General features: G+C 64.9%; 15 protein-coding genes. 13 read left to right on the top strand and 2 right to left on the bottom strand.

Annotated features, from left to right (window positions below):
* The first annotated feature begins 60 nt into the window (after window positions 1-60).
* The 13 genes from AB0H61_RS21415 to AB0H61_RS21355 all read left to right on the top strand — a co-directional run bounded on the left by AB0H61_RS21415 (window position 61) and on the right by AB0H61_RS21355 (window position 14,234).
* Window positions 61-1,722, top strand: a complete 1,662-nt coding sequence (locus AB0H61_RS21415; protein ID WP_357307115.1) for an AMP-binding protein — start codon at window positions 61-63, stop codon at window positions 1,720-1,722.
* The gene (locus tag AB0H61_RS21410) at window positions 1,719-2,888 is read left to right on the top strand and encodes an acyl-CoA dehydrogenase family protein (RefSeq protein ID WP_357307113.1); all 1,170 of its coding nucleotides are present in this window, start codon (window positions 1,719-1,721) and stop codon (window positions 2,886-2,888) included. The genes AB0H61_RS21415 and AB0H61_RS21410 overlap by 4 nt, the downstream gene beginning before the upstream one ends.
* Window positions 2,885-4,012, top strand: coding sequence for an SDR family oxidoreductase (locus AB0H61_RS21405; protein WP_357307111.1), 1,128 nt, complete (start codon window positions 2,885-2,887; stop codon window positions 4,010-4,012). Before AB0H61_RS21410 ends, AB0H61_RS21405 begins: the two co-directional genes overlap by 4 nt.
* Entirely contained in the window at window positions 4,009-5,007 is a 999-nt protein-coding gene (locus AB0H61_RS21400) for an NAD-dependent epimerase/dehydratase family protein (protein ID WP_357307109.1), read from the top strand. Before AB0H61_RS21405 ends, AB0H61_RS21400 begins: the two co-directional genes overlap by 4 nt.
* On the top strand, window positions 5,000-6,490 hold the full coding sequence (locus AB0H61_RS21395; protein ID WP_357307107.1) for a PEP-utilizing enzyme: 1,491 nt from the start codon (window positions 5,000-5,002) through the stop codon (window positions 6,488-6,490). The genes AB0H61_RS21400 and AB0H61_RS21395 overlap by 8 nt, the downstream gene beginning before the upstream one ends.
* Window positions 6,483-6,740 (top strand): acyl carrier protein, encoded by a 258-nt coding sequence (locus AB0H61_RS21390; protein WP_357307105.1) that lies wholly within the window; start codon window positions 6,483-6,485, stop codon window positions 6,738-6,740. Before AB0H61_RS21395 ends, AB0H61_RS21390 begins: the two co-directional genes overlap by 8 nt.
* Before the next feature lie 9 nt (window positions 6,741-6,749).
* Complete coding sequence (locus tag AB0H61_RS21385; RefSeq protein WP_357307103.1) at window positions 6,750-7,343, top strand: hypothetical protein; 594 nt, start codon at window positions 6,750-6,752, stop codon at window positions 7,341-7,343.
* Window positions 7,344-7,354: 11 nt separating this feature from the next.
* A complete protein-coding gene (locus AB0H61_RS21380; protein ID WP_357307101.1) occupies window positions 7,355-8,392 on the top strand; it encodes a PEP-utilizing enzyme in 1,038 nt (345 codons plus the stop codon).
* Window positions 8,389-9,150: a maleylpyruvate isomerase family mycothiol-dependent enzyme gene (locus tag AB0H61_RS21375; RefSeq protein WP_357307099.1), complete on the top strand. Its 762-nt coding sequence runs from the start codon at window positions 8,389-8,391 to the stop codon at window positions 9,148-9,150. The genes AB0H61_RS21380 and AB0H61_RS21375 overlap by 4 nt, the downstream gene beginning before the upstream one ends.
* A 33-nt stretch (window positions 9,151-9,183) precedes the next feature.
* Entirely contained in the window at window positions 9,184-9,795 is a 612-nt protein-coding gene (gene wrbA / locus AB0H61_RS21370; RefSeq protein WP_357307097.1) for an NAD(P)H:quinone oxidoreductase, read from the top strand.
* A gap of 36 nt (window positions 9,796-9,831) precedes the next feature.
* Entirely contained in the window at window positions 9,832-11,412 is a 1,581-nt protein-coding gene (locus AB0H61_RS21365; protein WP_357307095.1) for an AMP-binding protein, read from the top strand.
* A gap of 16 nt (window positions 11,413-11,428) precedes the next feature.
* Window positions 11,429-12,499 carry a methyltransferase gene (locus AB0H61_RS21360; protein WP_357307093.1) on the top strand — a complete coding sequence of 357 codons (1,071 nt, stop codon included), beginning with the start codon at window positions 11,429-11,431 and terminating at the stop codon, window positions 12,497-12,499.
* A 649-nt stretch (window positions 12,500-13,148) separates the two neighbouring features.
* Window positions 13,149-14,234, top strand: a complete 1,086-nt coding sequence (locus tag AB0H61_RS21355; protein WP_357307091.1) for an acyl-CoA desaturase — start codon at window positions 13,149-13,151, stop codon at window positions 14,232-14,234.
* 64 nt (window positions 14,235-14,298) lie between these two features.
* Here the strand turns inward: AB0H61_RS21355 and AB0H61_RS21350 are convergent, their stop codons facing one another.
* Both AB0H61_RS21350 and AB0H61_RS21345 read right to left on the bottom strand, forming a co-directional pair.
* Complete coding sequence (locus tag AB0H61_RS21350) at window positions 14,299-14,838, bottom strand: hypothetical protein (protein WP_357307089.1); 540 nt, start codon at window positions 14,836-14,838, stop codon at window positions 14,299-14,301.
* A 12-nt stretch (window positions 14,839-14,850) separates the two neighbouring features.
* The gene (locus tag AB0H61_RS21345) at window positions 14,851-15,474 is read right to left on the bottom strand and encodes a maleylpyruvate isomerase family mycothiol-dependent enzyme (RefSeq protein WP_357307087.1); all 624 of its coding nucleotides are present in this window, start codon (window positions 15,472-15,474) and stop codon (window positions 14,851-14,853) included.
* Between the last annotated feature and the right edge of the window lie 273 nt (window positions 15,475-15,747).

Genomic DNA, 15,747 nt, shown 5'->3' with positions numbered 1-15,747 from the left:
GTTTTCGCCGCCGGCCTGGTCCCGGGTCTGCGCATCAGCACTACCGAATCGGAGGGACAAATGACTCTGACAGCATGGATCGACCATCCCGCGCCAGACCGCGGATTGAGCTTTTGGCGCGATGGGCAGTGGCAGCGGCACAGCTACGCTGAGCTGGCCGCCGGTGTCCGCAGCAAGGCCACCGAATTCGGCGAGGCGGGGGTGCGGCCGGGCGAAGTCGTGCCGATCGTGCTCGGGCAGAGCGCAGATTTCATCCTGAGCTTCTTCGGGCTGATCTGGATGGGTGCGGTGCCAACGGTACTGCCTGGACCCAAGGCGCTGTCGGGGACGAGCGGATACGCGCCCTTTGTTGCGGGCATCGCCGGAATCAGCGGCATGCGGCACTTCGTATCGGAGCAGCGCTATCGCGAAACCCTGACCGCCGCTTTCGATTCCTCCGGTCGGGAGGTGTGTCCCCTCGAGCTGGGGTGGAGTTCGTGCGCCGAGTCGGGCGAGCAGTCCCATGACGGTCCCGTGATCATGCAATTCACCTCGGGGTCCCGCGGAAACCCGAAGGGGCTGTGCATTACTCGCGAAAACGTCGAGGCGAATCTGGCGATGTTACGCGAATGGGCGGGCTTCGGCGACCAGTTCGGGGTGTCCTGGCTTCCGTTGTATCACGACATGGGACTGATCGGCGGCATGCTGACGCCGGTCACGACACAGGCCGAAGCGAAGTTGATGTCGCCCGGGGACTTCGTGCGCGACCCGCTCTTATGGCTGCGCGAGTACGGGCACAAGCGGTACGAGGTCATGGTCATGCCCAACTTCGGGTTCGAATGGGTCGTACGGCGGGTCCAGCCGCAGGAACTGCAGGACTGCGACTTTTCGGCTATCCGTTCGGTGATCAGCGGGGCCGAGCGTGTGCAGCTGGATACGCTCTCGCAGTTCGGCGCGCTGCTGCAGCCGGGCGGTTTCAAGTTCACCGCGCTCACGCCGGCCTATGGGCTGGCCGAGGGCACGCTGGCGGTGACCGGAGTGCGGCCGGGACAGCGCGCGTTGGCGGTCGACCTCGGGCAGACCATCGCGCCGTTCGGACGACGCGTCACGATCCTGAATGAGACCGAAATCGATGGCACTCAATCGGTTCGGGCCGGATGGATGGTCAGCTGCGGCATGCCGCTGCGGGGGCTGGAGCTGTCGATCCGTGACGAGGATCGGCAGGAGCTGCCCGAATGTGTCGTTGGCGAGATCTGGGTGCGGGGAGCGTCTGTGGCGCGGAGCTATTCGACCGAGCGCGGCGTGATCGATACCGATCGGGTGGGCGACTGGCTGCGTACCGGCGACAGCGGATTCGTCTACAACAGCGAGCTCTACGTGGTGGGCCGAATCGGTGACTCGATCAAGGTCCGCGGCGAGGCGGTCCACATGGAGGATCTCGAGGGCCAGCTCGTTGATGTGTTGCAGCCCAGCCTGTTTCGCCGATCGTGCGTCGTGGGTTCGAACTCGGCCGAGGGGCCCGCCGTCATTATCGTGACGGAGTTCGCCCTCGAACCGGCAGAGCGCGTGGAAATTCAGCGCATTCTGTCCGGAATCCTCGGTGATGCACCGAAAGTCGAATGGCTGCAACTGAAAGCCAATGATCTGCCGATGACAACAAGCGGCAAACCTCGCCGTCGCGAAATATGGCTGCGCCACCATGCGGGCACCACGGTGACGAGTGTCGGCGGGGACCGGATATGAGGTATGCGGGGACCGAGGGTGACGCCGAGCGGGCGCGCCTGGACAAGATCATCGGCGCGGCCGTCGATCGCTATGGCGCCGAGGCCGAGCGATCGGGCACCTTCCCGCGCGGACTCGTCGAGGAACTGGCGGCGGAGGGGCTGTTCCGGCAGCGGTGGCCGCAGGATTCGACGGTCGGCGATCCGATCGTGGGACTGCTGATCGCCGAACGCGTTGCGTACCAGGGCCTGTTCGGCATCTCGGTGGGCCTGAGCCTGCAACTGGAAACCTGTGCCTCCGCGCTGCGGCGATTCGGCGCGAACGCCGAGCACGAGCGGCTGTTGAACGGTGTGCTCGACGGCACGACGATCGGCGCGTTCGGGGCGTCGGAGCCGGTGGGCGGATCCGATCTGCTGGGGATCGAAACCCTGATCACGCCGCTCGGCGACGGTCGCATCAGGGTGCGCGGCGAGAAGAAGTACTTGTCGCTGGGCGAGGTGTGCGACTTCGCAGTCGTTCTCGGCAAGTACATGGTCGAGGAGAACCGGCCGCCCTTGCTGACGACGGTGACCGTGCCGTCGACCGCGATCACCACGGTGAAGCGGCATACCAAGACGGGCACCGCCTGCCTGGACACGTCGTGGGTCCGAATCGATGCCGAGGTGGGCGACGAGGCGATCCTCGGCCGGATCGGCGGCGGACTGGCGGTGGCTTCGTGGGCGCTGATGCACGAGCGGCTGTCCGTCGTCGCCCAGCTGGTCGGCGGCTGCAATTACACCCTGGGATTGGCGGTTTCGCATGCGCGCAAACGCCTACAGTTCGGCACACCGCTGATCGATCACCAGGCGTTGCGGCTGCGGCTGGCCGAGCTGGCGGCCCAGGTGCGGATGGCGGAGTTCGCGGTCTATGCGGCAGGGGAGCGGCTGGCTGCCGGAAGCGGTTGTGGCGCACGCGATGTCGCGGGGCTCAAGGTGACAACCGCCCGGCTGGGTGAGCGGGTTATGAGCGAGTGCATGCATATCTTCGGCGGCTCCGGCTATCTCGAGGACGAGACCCCGCTGAGCAGGCTGTGGCGCGACGCCCGCCTGGCGCGGCTCGGCGGGGGCAGCGACGAGATGATGCTGGAGATGGTTGCCGGCGGCCTGCGGGGCGAGGATCGCTACGACTCCGACGTGAGGGTGCCATGACCATCCTCGTGTCCGGCCTCAGCGGACAACTCGGGCACGCACTGGTCGACCACGTTCCGGCGAAGACGATCGGTCTCGTGCGCCGTTCGACCGGCACCACTCGGCTGCGGCGGCGGATCGAATCCCGGTCGCGGGAGATCGAATTGGTCGAGGGCGACATCACCGCGCGCGACTGGGGACTCGACCGCGCAGCGCTGGAGAGGCTTGCCGAGACGGTGACCTGCGTCGTCAATTGCGCCGGGAGCACGGATTGGCAGGGCACTGCGGAGTCGCTGCAGATGAGCAACGTCGTCGGTGCGGTGTACGGGGTCGGGTTCGCCGCCCGGCTCGCCGAAATCTCCGGCCGCCCGGTGCCGTACCTGCAGACCTCGACGGCGTATGTGGCCGGGTCGGCGGTGGGCGTCGTGCCCGAGACCCGGCTCGGCGCCGGTGGTGATCGTACGCGCTACGAGCATTTCAAATGGATGGGCGAACAAGCCGTGCTGCGCCGGGCGGCCGAGCTGGGCGTGCCACTGTTGCTGGCCCGCCTGCCCGCCCTGCTCGGCGACTCGCGGACGGGTGAGACCCTGTACAAGAACTCGCTGTACCTGTTGTCGGAGCGCTGGAACGACCTGCCGTTCGGGCTGCTGCCCGCGATGAAGAACGCGCGCGTGGACTGCGTGCCACGTGACACCGCCGCGAAGGTGCTGATTGCCCTTGCGGAAGGCATTGCAACACAGTCGCTTTCGGATGTCGAAATCGTGCACATCACCAACGGCGCTCAGGCGCCCGCGCTGCGCGCCCTGGTGGAGGCGGCCCGCATGATCGACCAGCACGCCTTCGGCAAGTGGGTGCGCATCGTTGCGGCCGGCCGCGACCACGTCGTCAATGTGTCGGCCCTCGGCGAGCGCTTCGGCCGTCTGAGCGCCAAATGGCAGAACACGCTGATCGGGCTGCGATACATCGGCCTGGACCGCTCGTTCGACCGGGGCAACCTGCTCACAGCGCTCAACGCGCTCGGAAAATCGGCTGTGGCACCGTCGATCTCGCTGGAAGCAGCGGCACGGCTGACCTTCGGCCTGCATCCCGGTCGCGAGTCGATCGTCTCGCCGAAACATCGTTCGCTTGTGAGGTTCGGAGCATGAAAGTAGCTGTCTTCGGCGGCAGTGGCTATCTCGGCGAACTCGTCGCCGAGATATGCGACTCGCGCGGACACCAGGTTGTCGCGCTGTCCCGCAATCCGGGGTTGGGGACCTGGGAGCATCGGCGGTGCGATCTCACAGCGCCGGGCCTCGGAATGGACGAGAATACGCGCGCGGTGATCACCGAGAGTGACGTCTGTGTCTTCGCCGCCGGCAGTGTTTCGTGGCAGGCGACCAGTACCGAAAGCCTGCAGATTCACGATCGGGGCATCATGGCCCTGCTGCGGCTGGTGGAGTCCGCGAAGCGGGCGCCGCGGATCGTGCACGTATCCTCGATCCTTGCCCTCGGCGAGCCGGACAAACCGGTGACCAGCGACCAGCTCTACGTCGGGCAGCGTTTCCGAAACTGGTATGAATACGGCAAGTACGTGGCCGAACATCGTGTGCGGCACTCGAATACGCAGCACAACATCGTGCGATTCGGCCCGCTGCTCGGCCTGGGACACAACCGCACGGTGCCGTCCACCAGCGACGGCCTGCCCGCGATCTTTCCGCTGGTATTGGCCGGCTATCCGCTCCCGATCACCGACGGAGGTCGCTATCCCTGCTATGTCGGCGACGTGCTCGGTGCCGCGGAGTTGGTCGCTGACATGGTGGAGTGGACCGCGCACGGCCGCACCATCACCTGGTTCGACCCGGAGCAGCCGAGCCTGCTCGAGATCCTGAGCCGGGTCTGTCTCCCGTTCGGCAAGTATCCCCGCGTTCTGAGGGCGGATGTGAAACGCGCCGAGTGGCTGCTTCGAATGGCCATGCGCCGCATCGGAACCGACGCGAACCTCGCCGACTACGCGCACCCCTGGATCGAGGTCCACTGCGATGCGGACCTGGAAAATACGGGGGCCGCGCGCTGTCGCAAGGACTACATCCAGGCCATGAGTGCCGCCATGGCGGGCCAGGTGTGGCCCGCCCGGATCGAGGCGAGGTATGCCCATGCGTGAACCCAAGAGGCTCGGCGTGGTCGGCCCGCTCGACACCGATCCGCATCCGGTATTTCGCACCTACTCCGCCGGAAACTTCGGCGAGGTTGCCCCCGAACGGTTGTCCCCGTTTTCCTGGTCGCTCGTCGGCCCGCCGATGGAGGCGGCGACCCGTCGGATGACGACCAAGATGTGGGGTGAGCGGGCGTGGATGTCGGGGGAGTTCTTCACCTTTCTCGGATACATCAAATGCCGTCCGTACCACAACTATTCGGCCTACGGGCAGATCGCGGCCTCGGTGCCGGGAATCGAGGCGGACGATGTCGGGAAGGCGTATTTCGAGGGCGTTCCCGCACCGGAACCGTACGACGCTCTGGTCGAGAATCCACTGATCAAGGCGAAGGGCGTCGTGACGATCGCGCGGGAGGTCTCGCTGGCGGTCGTCCGCATCCGCAACCTCGAGGAGTGTCTCTTCGAGCTGGAGGCGCGGGCCAGCGAGGCGGGATTCGACGTGCGATTGCTGGCGAGCGAAGCCATATCGTTGCTGAAATCGTGCTGGTACGAGCACATTCTGTCGACCATGGCACTGGTGCCGTTGACCAGATACCAGGAAAGGATCCTGAAGCGGGTCTGCGACGAGCCGGAAGACATCGTCGCATTGCTGACCCGGCCCGACGAACTGGTGTGGAAGCGGCTGCACCGGCTGACCACCACCGGTGACCTGAACTCCGCCGAGTTCCTGAACCATCCGTTCTACGAGGTCGCGTATCGGCACCCACTGTGGGCGAAGTATTCCCACCGGTTTCAGGTCGAGTCCGACGGCACCGAGCTGTTCGAATCGTTTCTGGCACCGGCGGATGCGATTGCCGGGATGTACAAGGGCGTTCGATATCGGGTGATCGCGGGTGTCACGAAGACCGTCGCCGAGACGATGGCGTGTCGCGAGCATTCGAAATCGATGGTGATGCGAGTGCTGCACGTCTTCCGCACCCTCGGTCCGGCTTTAGCTGCCGCGCAGTCGATTACGGACGAGCAGTGGCCGTTCCTCACCGTGGAGGAGCTGGTGAACACGCCGCGTGGCGACCTGCGCGAAATCGTGGAGGATCGGGTCACGCTGTGCGAGGAAGCCCTTGCAGTGGTCCTGCCGGAGAATATCGAGATCCTGCCCGACGGTGAGATTATCGAGCCGATCGCGGCCGCGGTGCGGGTGCAGCCGCGCGGTGTCTCGGGCGGCAGCGCGAGCGGAATCGCGGTTCGGCCGGAGGAAGACGTCCCCGACGAGGAATTCATCATCGTCTGCGAGGCCGCCGACGCGGATGTCGTTCCGCTGCTGAGATTTGCCTCGGGTGTGGTCAGCCGGCGGGGCAGCGCGATGTCACATCTGGCCATTCTGTGCCGGGAATACGGCATACCCTGCGTCGTCGGTGCGGATATCGACAGTATCCCGTCCGGAGCCGTTATCGCCATCAATGGCGGGACAGGAAAGGTGAAGAATCATGAGTGAAACCAAGGTGAGTGTCGCGGATATCGCCGAGGCGTTTGCCACGGCGACCAAGATCGCGCGGGATCTGCGGCCCGACGATTCGTTCGCGAAGGATCTCGGTATCGATTCTGTTGCGAGCATCGAAATGATGTGCCTGCTGGAGAGTCGATTCGGGGTGAGCCTAATCGACAACCCCAGGATCGTGGGCGTCGAGAAGGTGCAGCAGCTGATCGATCTGATCAACGAATTGCGAACCGGCCGTGTGGCGTAAGGATCCAGCATGTTCGATACGAAGGCAGCCGCGGTGCTGCACGTCATTCGCTTCCGGTCCGGCGTGAGCGTCGAAGAACTTGCCGATCTGGTCGGTGTACCGGGCGACGATGCCCGGGCGCTGGTCGATGGGATCCGCAAGGTGGGGTATGTACGGTCGGTGCGGGGGAGTTTCATCGTCACGGCCGACGGTATTGCCGCCGACGACGCGGCCGTACACCGGTGGCGGGACCGGGCGCCGCGGACGGATCTGGATTTGATCGAGGAATTCGATCGCCATTTCCTGACCACCAACGAGATCGTGAAGGCCGCTATCTCGAACTGGCAGGCCAATCGTAGCGAGGAACTCGTGCGCGAGGTGGCCGCCCAATTGCGCAGCGCGGTAGGCGATCTCGCCTTTCCCGTGGGCGGCGACGGCGATGTCGCGCGGCTGTTGGAGACGTATCGGGCACGGCTGACGGAGGTGGTCGAACGCGCCGAAGGCGGCAATCCCGCGGCGCTGTCGGGGATTCGGGCCGAATCGTTCCACTCGGTCTGGATGGAGCTGCACGCCGAGCTGCTGCAGCTGAACGGGCGCGTGCGCACGGACGCGGACGGCTACTGACGGGAATCGAAGTGAACGAGATCCGTGCAATCGACACGATCGCCGAATCGTCGCTGCCGTTCGCCGAGATCGCGGCGGAGTTCGGCGGCAAGGCGGCGGGGCTGGTTCGGCTACGGCGCTCGGGGGTTGCGACTCCGCCGACGTGGTTCGTGCCGCCGTCCGTCGGAGTGGAGGCGATCGATGGCGCCGGGCTCGACCCGGAGGTGGCTCGGTGGGCGGTTCGTTCGTCCGGCGCCGGTGAGGACGGTGAACAGCGGTCTTTCGCCGGGTTGTTCTCGTCGGAGTTGGCTGTCGAACCGACCGCCGTGCCCGCGGCGGTGGCTCGCGTCCGTGCTTCAGGGACGAACGCACGGCTGCGAGCTGTATATCACAAGGCCGATCGGGGGCCGATTCCCGTTGTGCTGCAACCTTTCCTGGATGTCGCGCTGGCCGGAGTGTGGATCGGCGACGGTGCGGGTGGCGGAGTTCTGGAATGGTCGTCGTCGGGGACCGAGGCTGTCGTCGCGGGGACCGTCACGCCCTCCCGGGAGGTTTGGCGGGCGGGAGAACTCGTGAGCGGCAATCCACTTCATGCGGAGGGGCAGCAGGTCGGTGCTCGTTGTCTGATCGTGGAGCAGGCCGTCGGTGCGGTATGCGATCTGGAGTTCTGTGTGCACGCCGGGCAGCTGGTCTGGTTGCAGTGTCGGCCTGTGACGGCTCGAATTCCGGTGGGCCTATCCGGCGATTCCAAGGGCGATGTCCTGGTGAGTGGATTCGCGGCGGCCGGGGGAGTCAGCACCGGACGGCCGCGAGTCATGCTGTCGCCAGCGGATGAGGCCTGGGAGCACGGCGATATTCTCGTTGTTCGCTTCACGTCGATCGACTGGGTGCCGCTCATGACCGAGGCGTCGGCGATCGTCACCGATATCGGCGGTGGGCTGAGCCATGCGGCGATCATTGCGCGGGAGCTCGGAATTCCCTGTGTGACAGGCACGGAGACAGGCACACAGGCACTGGGCTCCCTGGAACGGGTCACCGTGGACGGTGACGCCGGTAAGGTACGGCGTTGATTCCGCATCGACAGCGCTTGGATGTTCTGCGTCGCGAGATCCAGCTCTTCCAAGACACGTCCGCGGAGCTGGGATATCGCGATCTGAGCGTGGAAACCCGGTGTCCCGGTTGGACTGTGCGCGATCAGGTCGCCCACCTTGCCGATACGGATGAGGTCGCGGCCGACACCGTGCGCGAGGGGCCGCGTGCGTTCGCTCGCGTGGTCCACGAGTTCCCGACTCCTGAGGCTTTCACGAGAGCGGGCTGCGATCGAGGCAGGGATATGACGTTGGCCGACCTTCGCGAGTGGTCGGCGGCGGCATCGCAGTCGTGCGTGGCCGCGCTATCCGACTGCATCGGAACCGAGCGCGTGCGTTGGGGGTTCGGTATGCAGGCCACGCATCTGGTGATGGGCCGCACCATGGAGTACTGGACCCATCACAGCGATATCCGGACGGCGCTGGGAATGAGCGGAAGCGGGTCGGTCGAGGGGGCGATCTGTGTCGCCGAATTGTCCTTGTATTCCGTGCGATACGCGCTGGCGAAGGCTCGCGTCACGGTCGAGCGGTGGCCGGACGTGCGGCTGATTCTGGTCGACGAAGATTCCGGGCGTGTCCATTCGCTGGGCAAGGGCGACGCTGCGGAACTGGTATCGGGGTCGCTACAGAGCTGGGCGCTGCTTGCCGCGGGTCGGCGAAATCCTCTGCTGGAGCGGTCATTCGACTTCGAAGGCGAGTACGCCCGCTTGTTCATCCAGACCGCGCGAGCGTACTTGTAGCAGCTCGCAACCCCCGAAGAAAGGAAACCCATCATGGAACCCGTGAACGCCGCAATCATCTATTACAGCGCCACCGGCAACGTACACGCCCTGGCGCAAGCCGCTGCCGAGGGTGCGGAGAAGGCCGGAGCCCGCGTGCGACTGCGCAAGGTCGCCGAGTTGGCAACGGCGGCGGCTATCGAGGCAAACCCCGCCTGGGGCAAACACATTCAGGACACCGCCGAGGTCGTCGAGGCGACCATCGACGACCTCGGGTGGGCCGACGCGGTGTTGTTCGGCACCCCGACCCGCTTCGGCACGCCGGCCAGCGCGCTCACGAAGTTCATCGAGGGCGCGGGTGCCCTGTGGCGGCAGGGCACAATCGCCAACAAGGTGTGCTCGGCCTTCACCTCCAGCGGCACCGCCCATGGCGGGCAGGAGTCCACGCTGCTGGCGCTGGGGAACGTGTTCTATCACTGGGGTGGCATCATCGTGCCTCCCGGCTACACCGATCCCGTCCAGTTCGAGACGGGCAATCCGTACGGCACCTCCCACACGGCCTTCGGTGGCTCACCCAGCGAGGCGACCCTGCGAGCGGCGCATCACCAGGGCCGCCGCGTCGTCGACATCGCGGCGGCACTCAAGGCCGGACGTGCCGCCGCCTGAACGGGTTGGCGACACCTTGAAGAGGAGATATGTCGAATGAACGGTTTCACGATCTGGCGATCGGTACGCCAGCGAGGTCTCTTTCTCGGCACAGTGCCGGAAACGGCTGCTGCGCGGAAGAGCTCGACGCCGCTCACGCTTGATCACGATCTCGATGTCCTTCCCGAGGCGGGGCGGCGACTGACTGTGGCCGAGCTCGCCGACCACGTGGACGACCTCGCCGGCCGGCTCTGGTCGGCCGGGATTCGACCAGGCCGGCACATTGCGATCCACAAGGCCGCCAACTTCGATGTGTGGGTGCTCGCGACCGCTGCCGCACGCATCGGAGCAGTTCCGGTGATGCTGTCGCCCGCCCTAGATGGCGCCACCGTCGGTGCCCTGCTCCGCCGACTGGACCAGCCGGCCCTGCTCACCGATCTGCACAAGCTCGACGCACTTGCCGACGTGCCGGTGATGGACCTCGCCAAGCCGGTGATCACCGTGTCCGGAGACAGGCCGGGTGCCATATCGCTCGCCGGACTTGCCGGGACTCCCCGAGTCGAGCCGGTGTCTCGACCAAAGGACGAACCCGCGCTGATCACCCACACGTCCGGCACGACCGGCCTGCCCAAGCTCGTCGTGCACACCCCACGGAGCATGGCCGCCCGGCTCAAGCCGCAATGGTGGTTGCTGTCGCTGATGAGGAAGCGCGAGACCATCGCGATCCACATCTCCTTCGTACATTCGCGGATGTTCGCAGCGATGGCTCTGGCGCTGCTCAAAGAGCTGCCGGTCCTGCTCATGAAGGAATCCGATCCTGACAGAGTCGCCGCGTTCTTTGTCGAGCACCGGCCAGGATTCATCGAGGCTCTTCCCAATTCGTTGATGGAATGGGAATGCCTCACCGAGGATCCGCGTAAGCCGTTCGCATCGGTGAAATACTTCAGCAGCACATTCGACGCGATCCATCCCAGAACGATGAGTCGCCTCGTCAATTCGTCCGAGCGCCGAGGGGCGCTGTACTTCCAGATATACGGGCAGAGCGAGGTTGGGCCGGCGGTCGGGCGAGCCTATGTCCGCAAGTCCGCTCGCCGAGCGGACGGGCGGTGTGTTGGTTGGGCAATGCCGGGCTGCGCGAAGGTTCGAGTGGTGAGCCGGGACGGCTCGCGGCCGTCCGAGACGAACCCCGGTTTCATCGAGGTTGCGTGGGATGGCCTCGCGAAAACCTATCTTGCCGAGCAGGATCGGTACGACGCGAACCGATTCGGCGACTGGTGGCGGACCGGGGACGTCGGATACCGCACCAGGCGCGGGTGCCTGCACATGCTCGACCGGGAGGTAGACATGATCCCGGGCGTGCGCAGTGCTCTCGAAGTCGAGGATGTCTTGTTGAGCAGGCTGGAAGAGTTGAGCGAACTCGTCGTTGTGCGAGGTCGGAAGTCCGAGGCGGTCCCGGTGATCTGCACGCACGGCGACCGGCCGGTGGACCGGGGTCGCTGGCGCAAGGCCGTCGCCGATTTCCCTCAGCTGGCCGACCCGATCCAGGTACCGCAGGCCGAGCTACCTCGAACCGCCACGCTGAAGGTGCAGCGAATTGCGCTGTCGCGTCGGTTCGGGGAACAGCCGACTACTAACTGAAATGAGAATTGCCACAATGACACCGGAACAAACACTCGCTCGATTTCGGGAATACATGGTGGGACCGACACGGTTTATGACCCTGTTGTCCTGCTTCCAGCTCGGCATTATCGATAGTCTCCGAGACAGCCCGGGGATTACGGCGGCCGAGCTCGGCAAAGCCATCGGCGCCAAACCGGATGCCGTCGAACAACTTCTGCATCTTATGGTCAAGGAGGGTTTCGTCGCGCGCGACGAAGGTTCGGGCGCCTACTCCCTCGATGCACTTGCGGGCGTCGCCGAGGTCGATCTGCAGCGAGCGCTCACCTACATGAACATGATCAAGGTTGTCGCGCTGAGGCAGTTGTACTATCTCGCCGACAGTGTGCGGAGGGGGACGCTCGTCGGCCTGAAAGAGCTCTATGGATCAGATGGAACGTTGTACGGTGCCGTGGCCGAGCACACGGATCTGCGTGAGTCCTGGGCAACGTTGATGGACGCCGTCACCGCCCGCATCGATCCCTGGTTCTTCGGAAACGTAGACATACCATCCGGCGCGCAGGTACTCGACCTGGCTGGAAACACTGGCGTCGGTGCGATTCACGCCTACCAGCTGAAGGCCTCGCCCGGGCTTCGGGTGACCACTTTCGACCTGCCCGAGAAGGAAAGGGAGTGTCTGGAAAACTTCAGGACTCATGGAGTGGACGAACACTGTTCGTTCATCGGCGGTGACGTTTTCGATGGCGTCCCGAAGGGCTTCGACACCGTACTCATCAAGCATTTCTTGGATATGTTCGACAAGGACGATGTGTTCAAGATCCTCGAGGGTGTCAACAGCTCGCTGGAGGTCGGTGGTCAGGTCCACATCATGGTGCCCGTCTACCCCGAGAACATCAAAGACTCGGACAATTACAACGCCGACTTCTTCCCAGCCTTCTTCCTCGGCTGCACGATGGGCCAGGGCGGACCGCAGAAGCTGTCCACTTACCAAAGTTGGCTCGAGGAATGTGGGTTCAATGTCACCAGGGCGATGACCAAGAGCTCCGCCGACCTTCCGTCGGACGTCATTCCCGTGCCAGCCATCCTCTCTGCGACAAAGATCGCGTGAAGGGCGAGTCCGCGCACTGAGCACGGATCCGGCGGTCGATCTGCGGCGTGCGGATCCGCACGATCTGCCGCCGACCGTGCTCAGCACCGCCGAATACGCCCTGTTGCGCAGCCCTCGCCGCTCGGCTGTGCGCCTACGCCGCTGCGGTGCACCATATTCCGGCCGACGGGCGGACACAGGTCACCGCCACCGTCGTGGCACAGGTACCCAGGTGTCCGGCGGGTAGCTGATATACGTTACGGCGGCGACAACCGCTGTAATCGATTGACGCACATCACATTCTGCCGTTTGTCACGACTGGTGTCAGACGCGAACTCGGTGCATTGGCGGCGCGCGGAGATCCCCGCCGTGAACGGTCACGGCAATGCTCGCTCGGTCGCCGCTGTGCAGCTCAGATCAGCGGCAGAAGCGGACGTCCGGTCCGGGCGACCCGGATGTGTTGGCCGACAACTGGTCAGCCGCCTCGGTCCGCGGTAGGCATCCAATATCACACCGCAGTCCGATTCCATGTCATACCAAAGGGTTACGGGTAACGAGAATTCGGCCGATAGCTTCGGGGTATCGAAATCGGCGCTCCGCTTCGCCGTCGACCGACCGACATCGTCGGCGGACGGAGGTGGCGTCTCCGACTCAGCTCTCAGGAAGATCTATGACGACACCCGCCTTGGTCCCCGAGCCATCTCCACGGTCACCGCGGCGCGGCGCCGACGGTGATTACGCCCGTCTGTTGCGCCGGATCTCCGACGCGGGGCTGATGAACCGACGTCTCGTCTACTACGCCGTCCGGCTCAGCCTCGTCGGGGTCGCGTTCGCAGCCGGCTGGGCGGCGTTCGTCCTCATCGGCGATTCGTGGTGGACGCTGCTGGTCGCGGCATTCATGGCCGTGACGTTCGCTCAAATCGCACTCGTCATGCACGATGTCGCCCACCGCCAAGTCTTCCGGCTACGGCAGCCGACGGAGCTGGTGGGACGACTCGTCGGCAACGCCGGCATCGGCCTGGGCTACGGCTGGTGGCAGGACAAGCACACCCGGCATCACGCCAACCCGAACCACGAGGAACTCGACCCCGATGTCGCGCCCGACATTCTGGTCTGGTCACAACAGCAGGCACGGTCCAGCCGCGGTCTGCCTCGTCTCATCGGGAGGGCGCAGGCATTCCTGTTCTTCCCCCTCCTGTTGCTGGAGGGCCTGAACCTCCATGTGGCCGGAGTACGTGCGCTCAGAAATCGATCGGTCAAACACCGCGGATTGGAGGGCGCACTGCTGTTCGGCCACTTCGCCACCTACCTGGCCGCACTGTTCGTGGTTCTGCCCGCCGACAAAGCCTTCGCGTTCTTTGCAGTCCACCAGGGCCTCTTCGGCCTGTACATGGGCTGCATCTTCGCCCCGAACCACAAGGGCATGCCAACCCTGACCGGCGACGAACGCCTCGACTACCTCCGTCGCCAGGTGATGACCTCCCGCAATGTGCGGGGTGGCGCGTTGACCGACCTCGCCCTCGGCGGGCTCAACTATCAGATCGAGCATCATTTGTTCCCGAGCATGCCGACGCCGAACCTGCGTCACGCCCAGGTGATCGTCCGCGACTACTGCACCGAAATCGGCGTGCCCTACCACGAAACCGGGCTGATCTCCTCTTACCGCGAAGCGCTGAGACACCTGCACCACGTCGGCGCTCCTCTGCGCACTCCCGATCGACACCCGGGTACTGGAGTGCCACAACGCAATCGTTGAACACAAGTTGGGCATCACGACGCCCCGGACACACGGGGCCGTGGGGCATCGTCGGTCAGCCTGCTCAATGCGGCCGTGTCGGCGCGGCGGGAACCGCCTTGGCTTTGGCGTGTCGTCGACGTAGCAGCCAGCCGGTTATTCCGATTCCGCTCACAGCTATCGCCGACCAGGTCGCCCAGTTGCTGAAGATCTGTCCTGCGGTATAGCCCAGGGTGCGGTGGACCGGGATTCTCAGCGAGATGTAGTTGCTGATGACATGTCCGTCGCTGAGGGGAACCTCCAGGTGTGCGGTCAGCAGCAACGCCGATGTCGGGTGTTTAGGGTGAACGAACCATGTCCATAACATCTGGATGTTGCTGCCGGTCGACGCGCTTACCGCGTCAGACGGCGTGACTTCCGCATCGGACGGGTCCACCAGCAGCTTGACCCGAACGGTTGGTCCGACCTCGACAGTGCCCCCACTGATCGGTGATGTGTCCGGTAGCAGTGCCTCAATCTTGGACTTGACAGCGTCACTGCTGCCGATTTCGAGTCCGATCCGCTGCCCGCCGTCAACCGGTGGCCGCGACACCCGTAAAGGCGAGCCGACCAGCCCACTAGCCACTCCGAACAGAATCTAGGAGCTGCGGACGAGCGCGTCGACTCCCGGCCCATCAAGAGCGTCCAGTGCCACCTGGCGTCCGCAAATGACCAGCAGCAGAGACAGTGCGGTACCCCGCACGTCCGGGCCGCTCCCAATCGACAGGTCCGCGTCGGAGGCCGATATCCGGACGCGGGCCATCAGTTCTTTGGCTCCGCCGAAGGACACCGGTGTGCGTGCTTGCAGGTGAATCGATCTGACGATGGCCTGCAATGGGTATATGCGCCTGATCCCCAAGGGGCGGCGGATGTCCTCGCCGTGAACGATTTCCTCGACGAGTCGGCTGTCGAGGGGCGCCGGGGGCGTCGATCGGCGTGACGCCGCGTGGCGAAGCCGCTCCAGAGTCTCTCGAGGAGAGTCGCCGCGCCAGCGTTCGATGCCATTCGTATTCTGCCGGTCGAAGTCGAATCCTGCGCGGATGAGCGCGATGACGAAGCCGATCCGCGTGGTGTACGCCGAATCCACCAGATGTGCGGCCACATCGTGCACGGTCCAGCCCTCACACAGCGAAGGCTCGTCCCACTGCTCGTCGTCGATTCGGGCAAGGTCGTCGATCAGCGCCGCGCGCTCCGCATGCACCAATTCCCAGACATCGTTCACAGTTTCTCCTTCACTCGATGATGGGTCCTCGAGAGAGCAGACCTGCCGGAACCCGCAAACTCATCGGTTGAAAGGTCAACTCGATCTGGAAGCCGCGGCGGCCGGAGCTTTCAGGGCGTCGCGATCCGGGTCGCTCAACGCATTCTCGCGATGGCCGCCGCGAACAGGGCAGTGGCGGTCCGGTCAACCTCACGGTTACCCCTCGTTTAGTCGAAACAGCCTGTGCGGGTGTCCTATTCGGTTGGGGAGTGGGCGGGGACGTTGCCAAGGTCG

It is taken from the genome of Nocardia sp. NPDC050710 (assembly GCF_040654375.1).
Taxonomy (GTDB): domain Bacteria; phylum Actinomycetota; class Actinomycetes; order Mycobacteriales; family Mycobacteriaceae; genus Nocardia.
The sequence above is the reverse complement of the archived record's forward strand: the minus strand, read 5'-3'. Positions and strand labels throughout refer to the sequence as shown.

Bases quoted from the DNA above. Each gene is read 5' to 3' on its own strand.
- AB0H61_RS21415 (WP_357307115.1), top strand. From the start codon at position 61: ATGACTCTGACAGCATGGATCGACCATCCCGCGCCAGACCGCGGATTG.
- AB0H61_RS21410 (WP_357307113.1), top strand. From the start codon at position 1,719: ATGAGGTATGCGGGGACCGAGGGTGACGCCGAGCGGGCGCGCCTGGAC.
- AB0H61_RS21405 (WP_357307111.1), top strand. From the start codon at position 2,885: ATGACCATCCTCGTGTCCGGCCTCAGCGGACAACTCGGGCACGCACTG.
- AB0H61_RS21400 (WP_357307109.1), top strand. From the start codon at position 4,009: ATGAAAGTAGCTGTCTTCGGCGGCAGTGGCTATCTCGGCGAACTCGTC.
- AB0H61_RS21395 (WP_357307107.1), top strand. From the start codon at position 5,000: ATGCGTGAACCCAAGAGGCTCGGCGTGGTCGGCCCGCTCGACACCGAT.
- AB0H61_RS21390 (WP_357307105.1), top strand. From the start codon at position 6,483: ATGAGTGAAACCAAGGTGAGTGTCGCGGATATCGCCGAGGCGTTTGCC.
- AB0H61_RS21385 (WP_357307103.1), top strand. From the start codon at position 6,750: ATGTTCGATACGAAGGCAGCCGCGGTGCTGCACGTCATTCGCTTCCGG.
- wrbA (WP_357307097.1), top strand. From the start codon at position 9,184: ATGGAACCCGTGAACGCCGCAATCATCTATTACAGCGCCACCGGCAAC.
- AB0H61_RS21365 (WP_357307095.1), top strand. From the start codon at position 9,832: ATGAACGGTTTCACGATCTGGCGATCGGTACGCCAGCGAGGTCTCTTT.
- AB0H61_RS21360 (WP_357307093.1), top strand. From the start codon at position 11,429: ATGACACCGGAACAAACACTCGCTCGATTTCGGGAATACATGGTGGGA.
- AB0H61_RS21355 (WP_357307091.1), top strand. From the start codon at position 13,149: ATGACGACACCCGCCTTGGTCCCCGAGCCATCTCCACGGTCACCGCGG.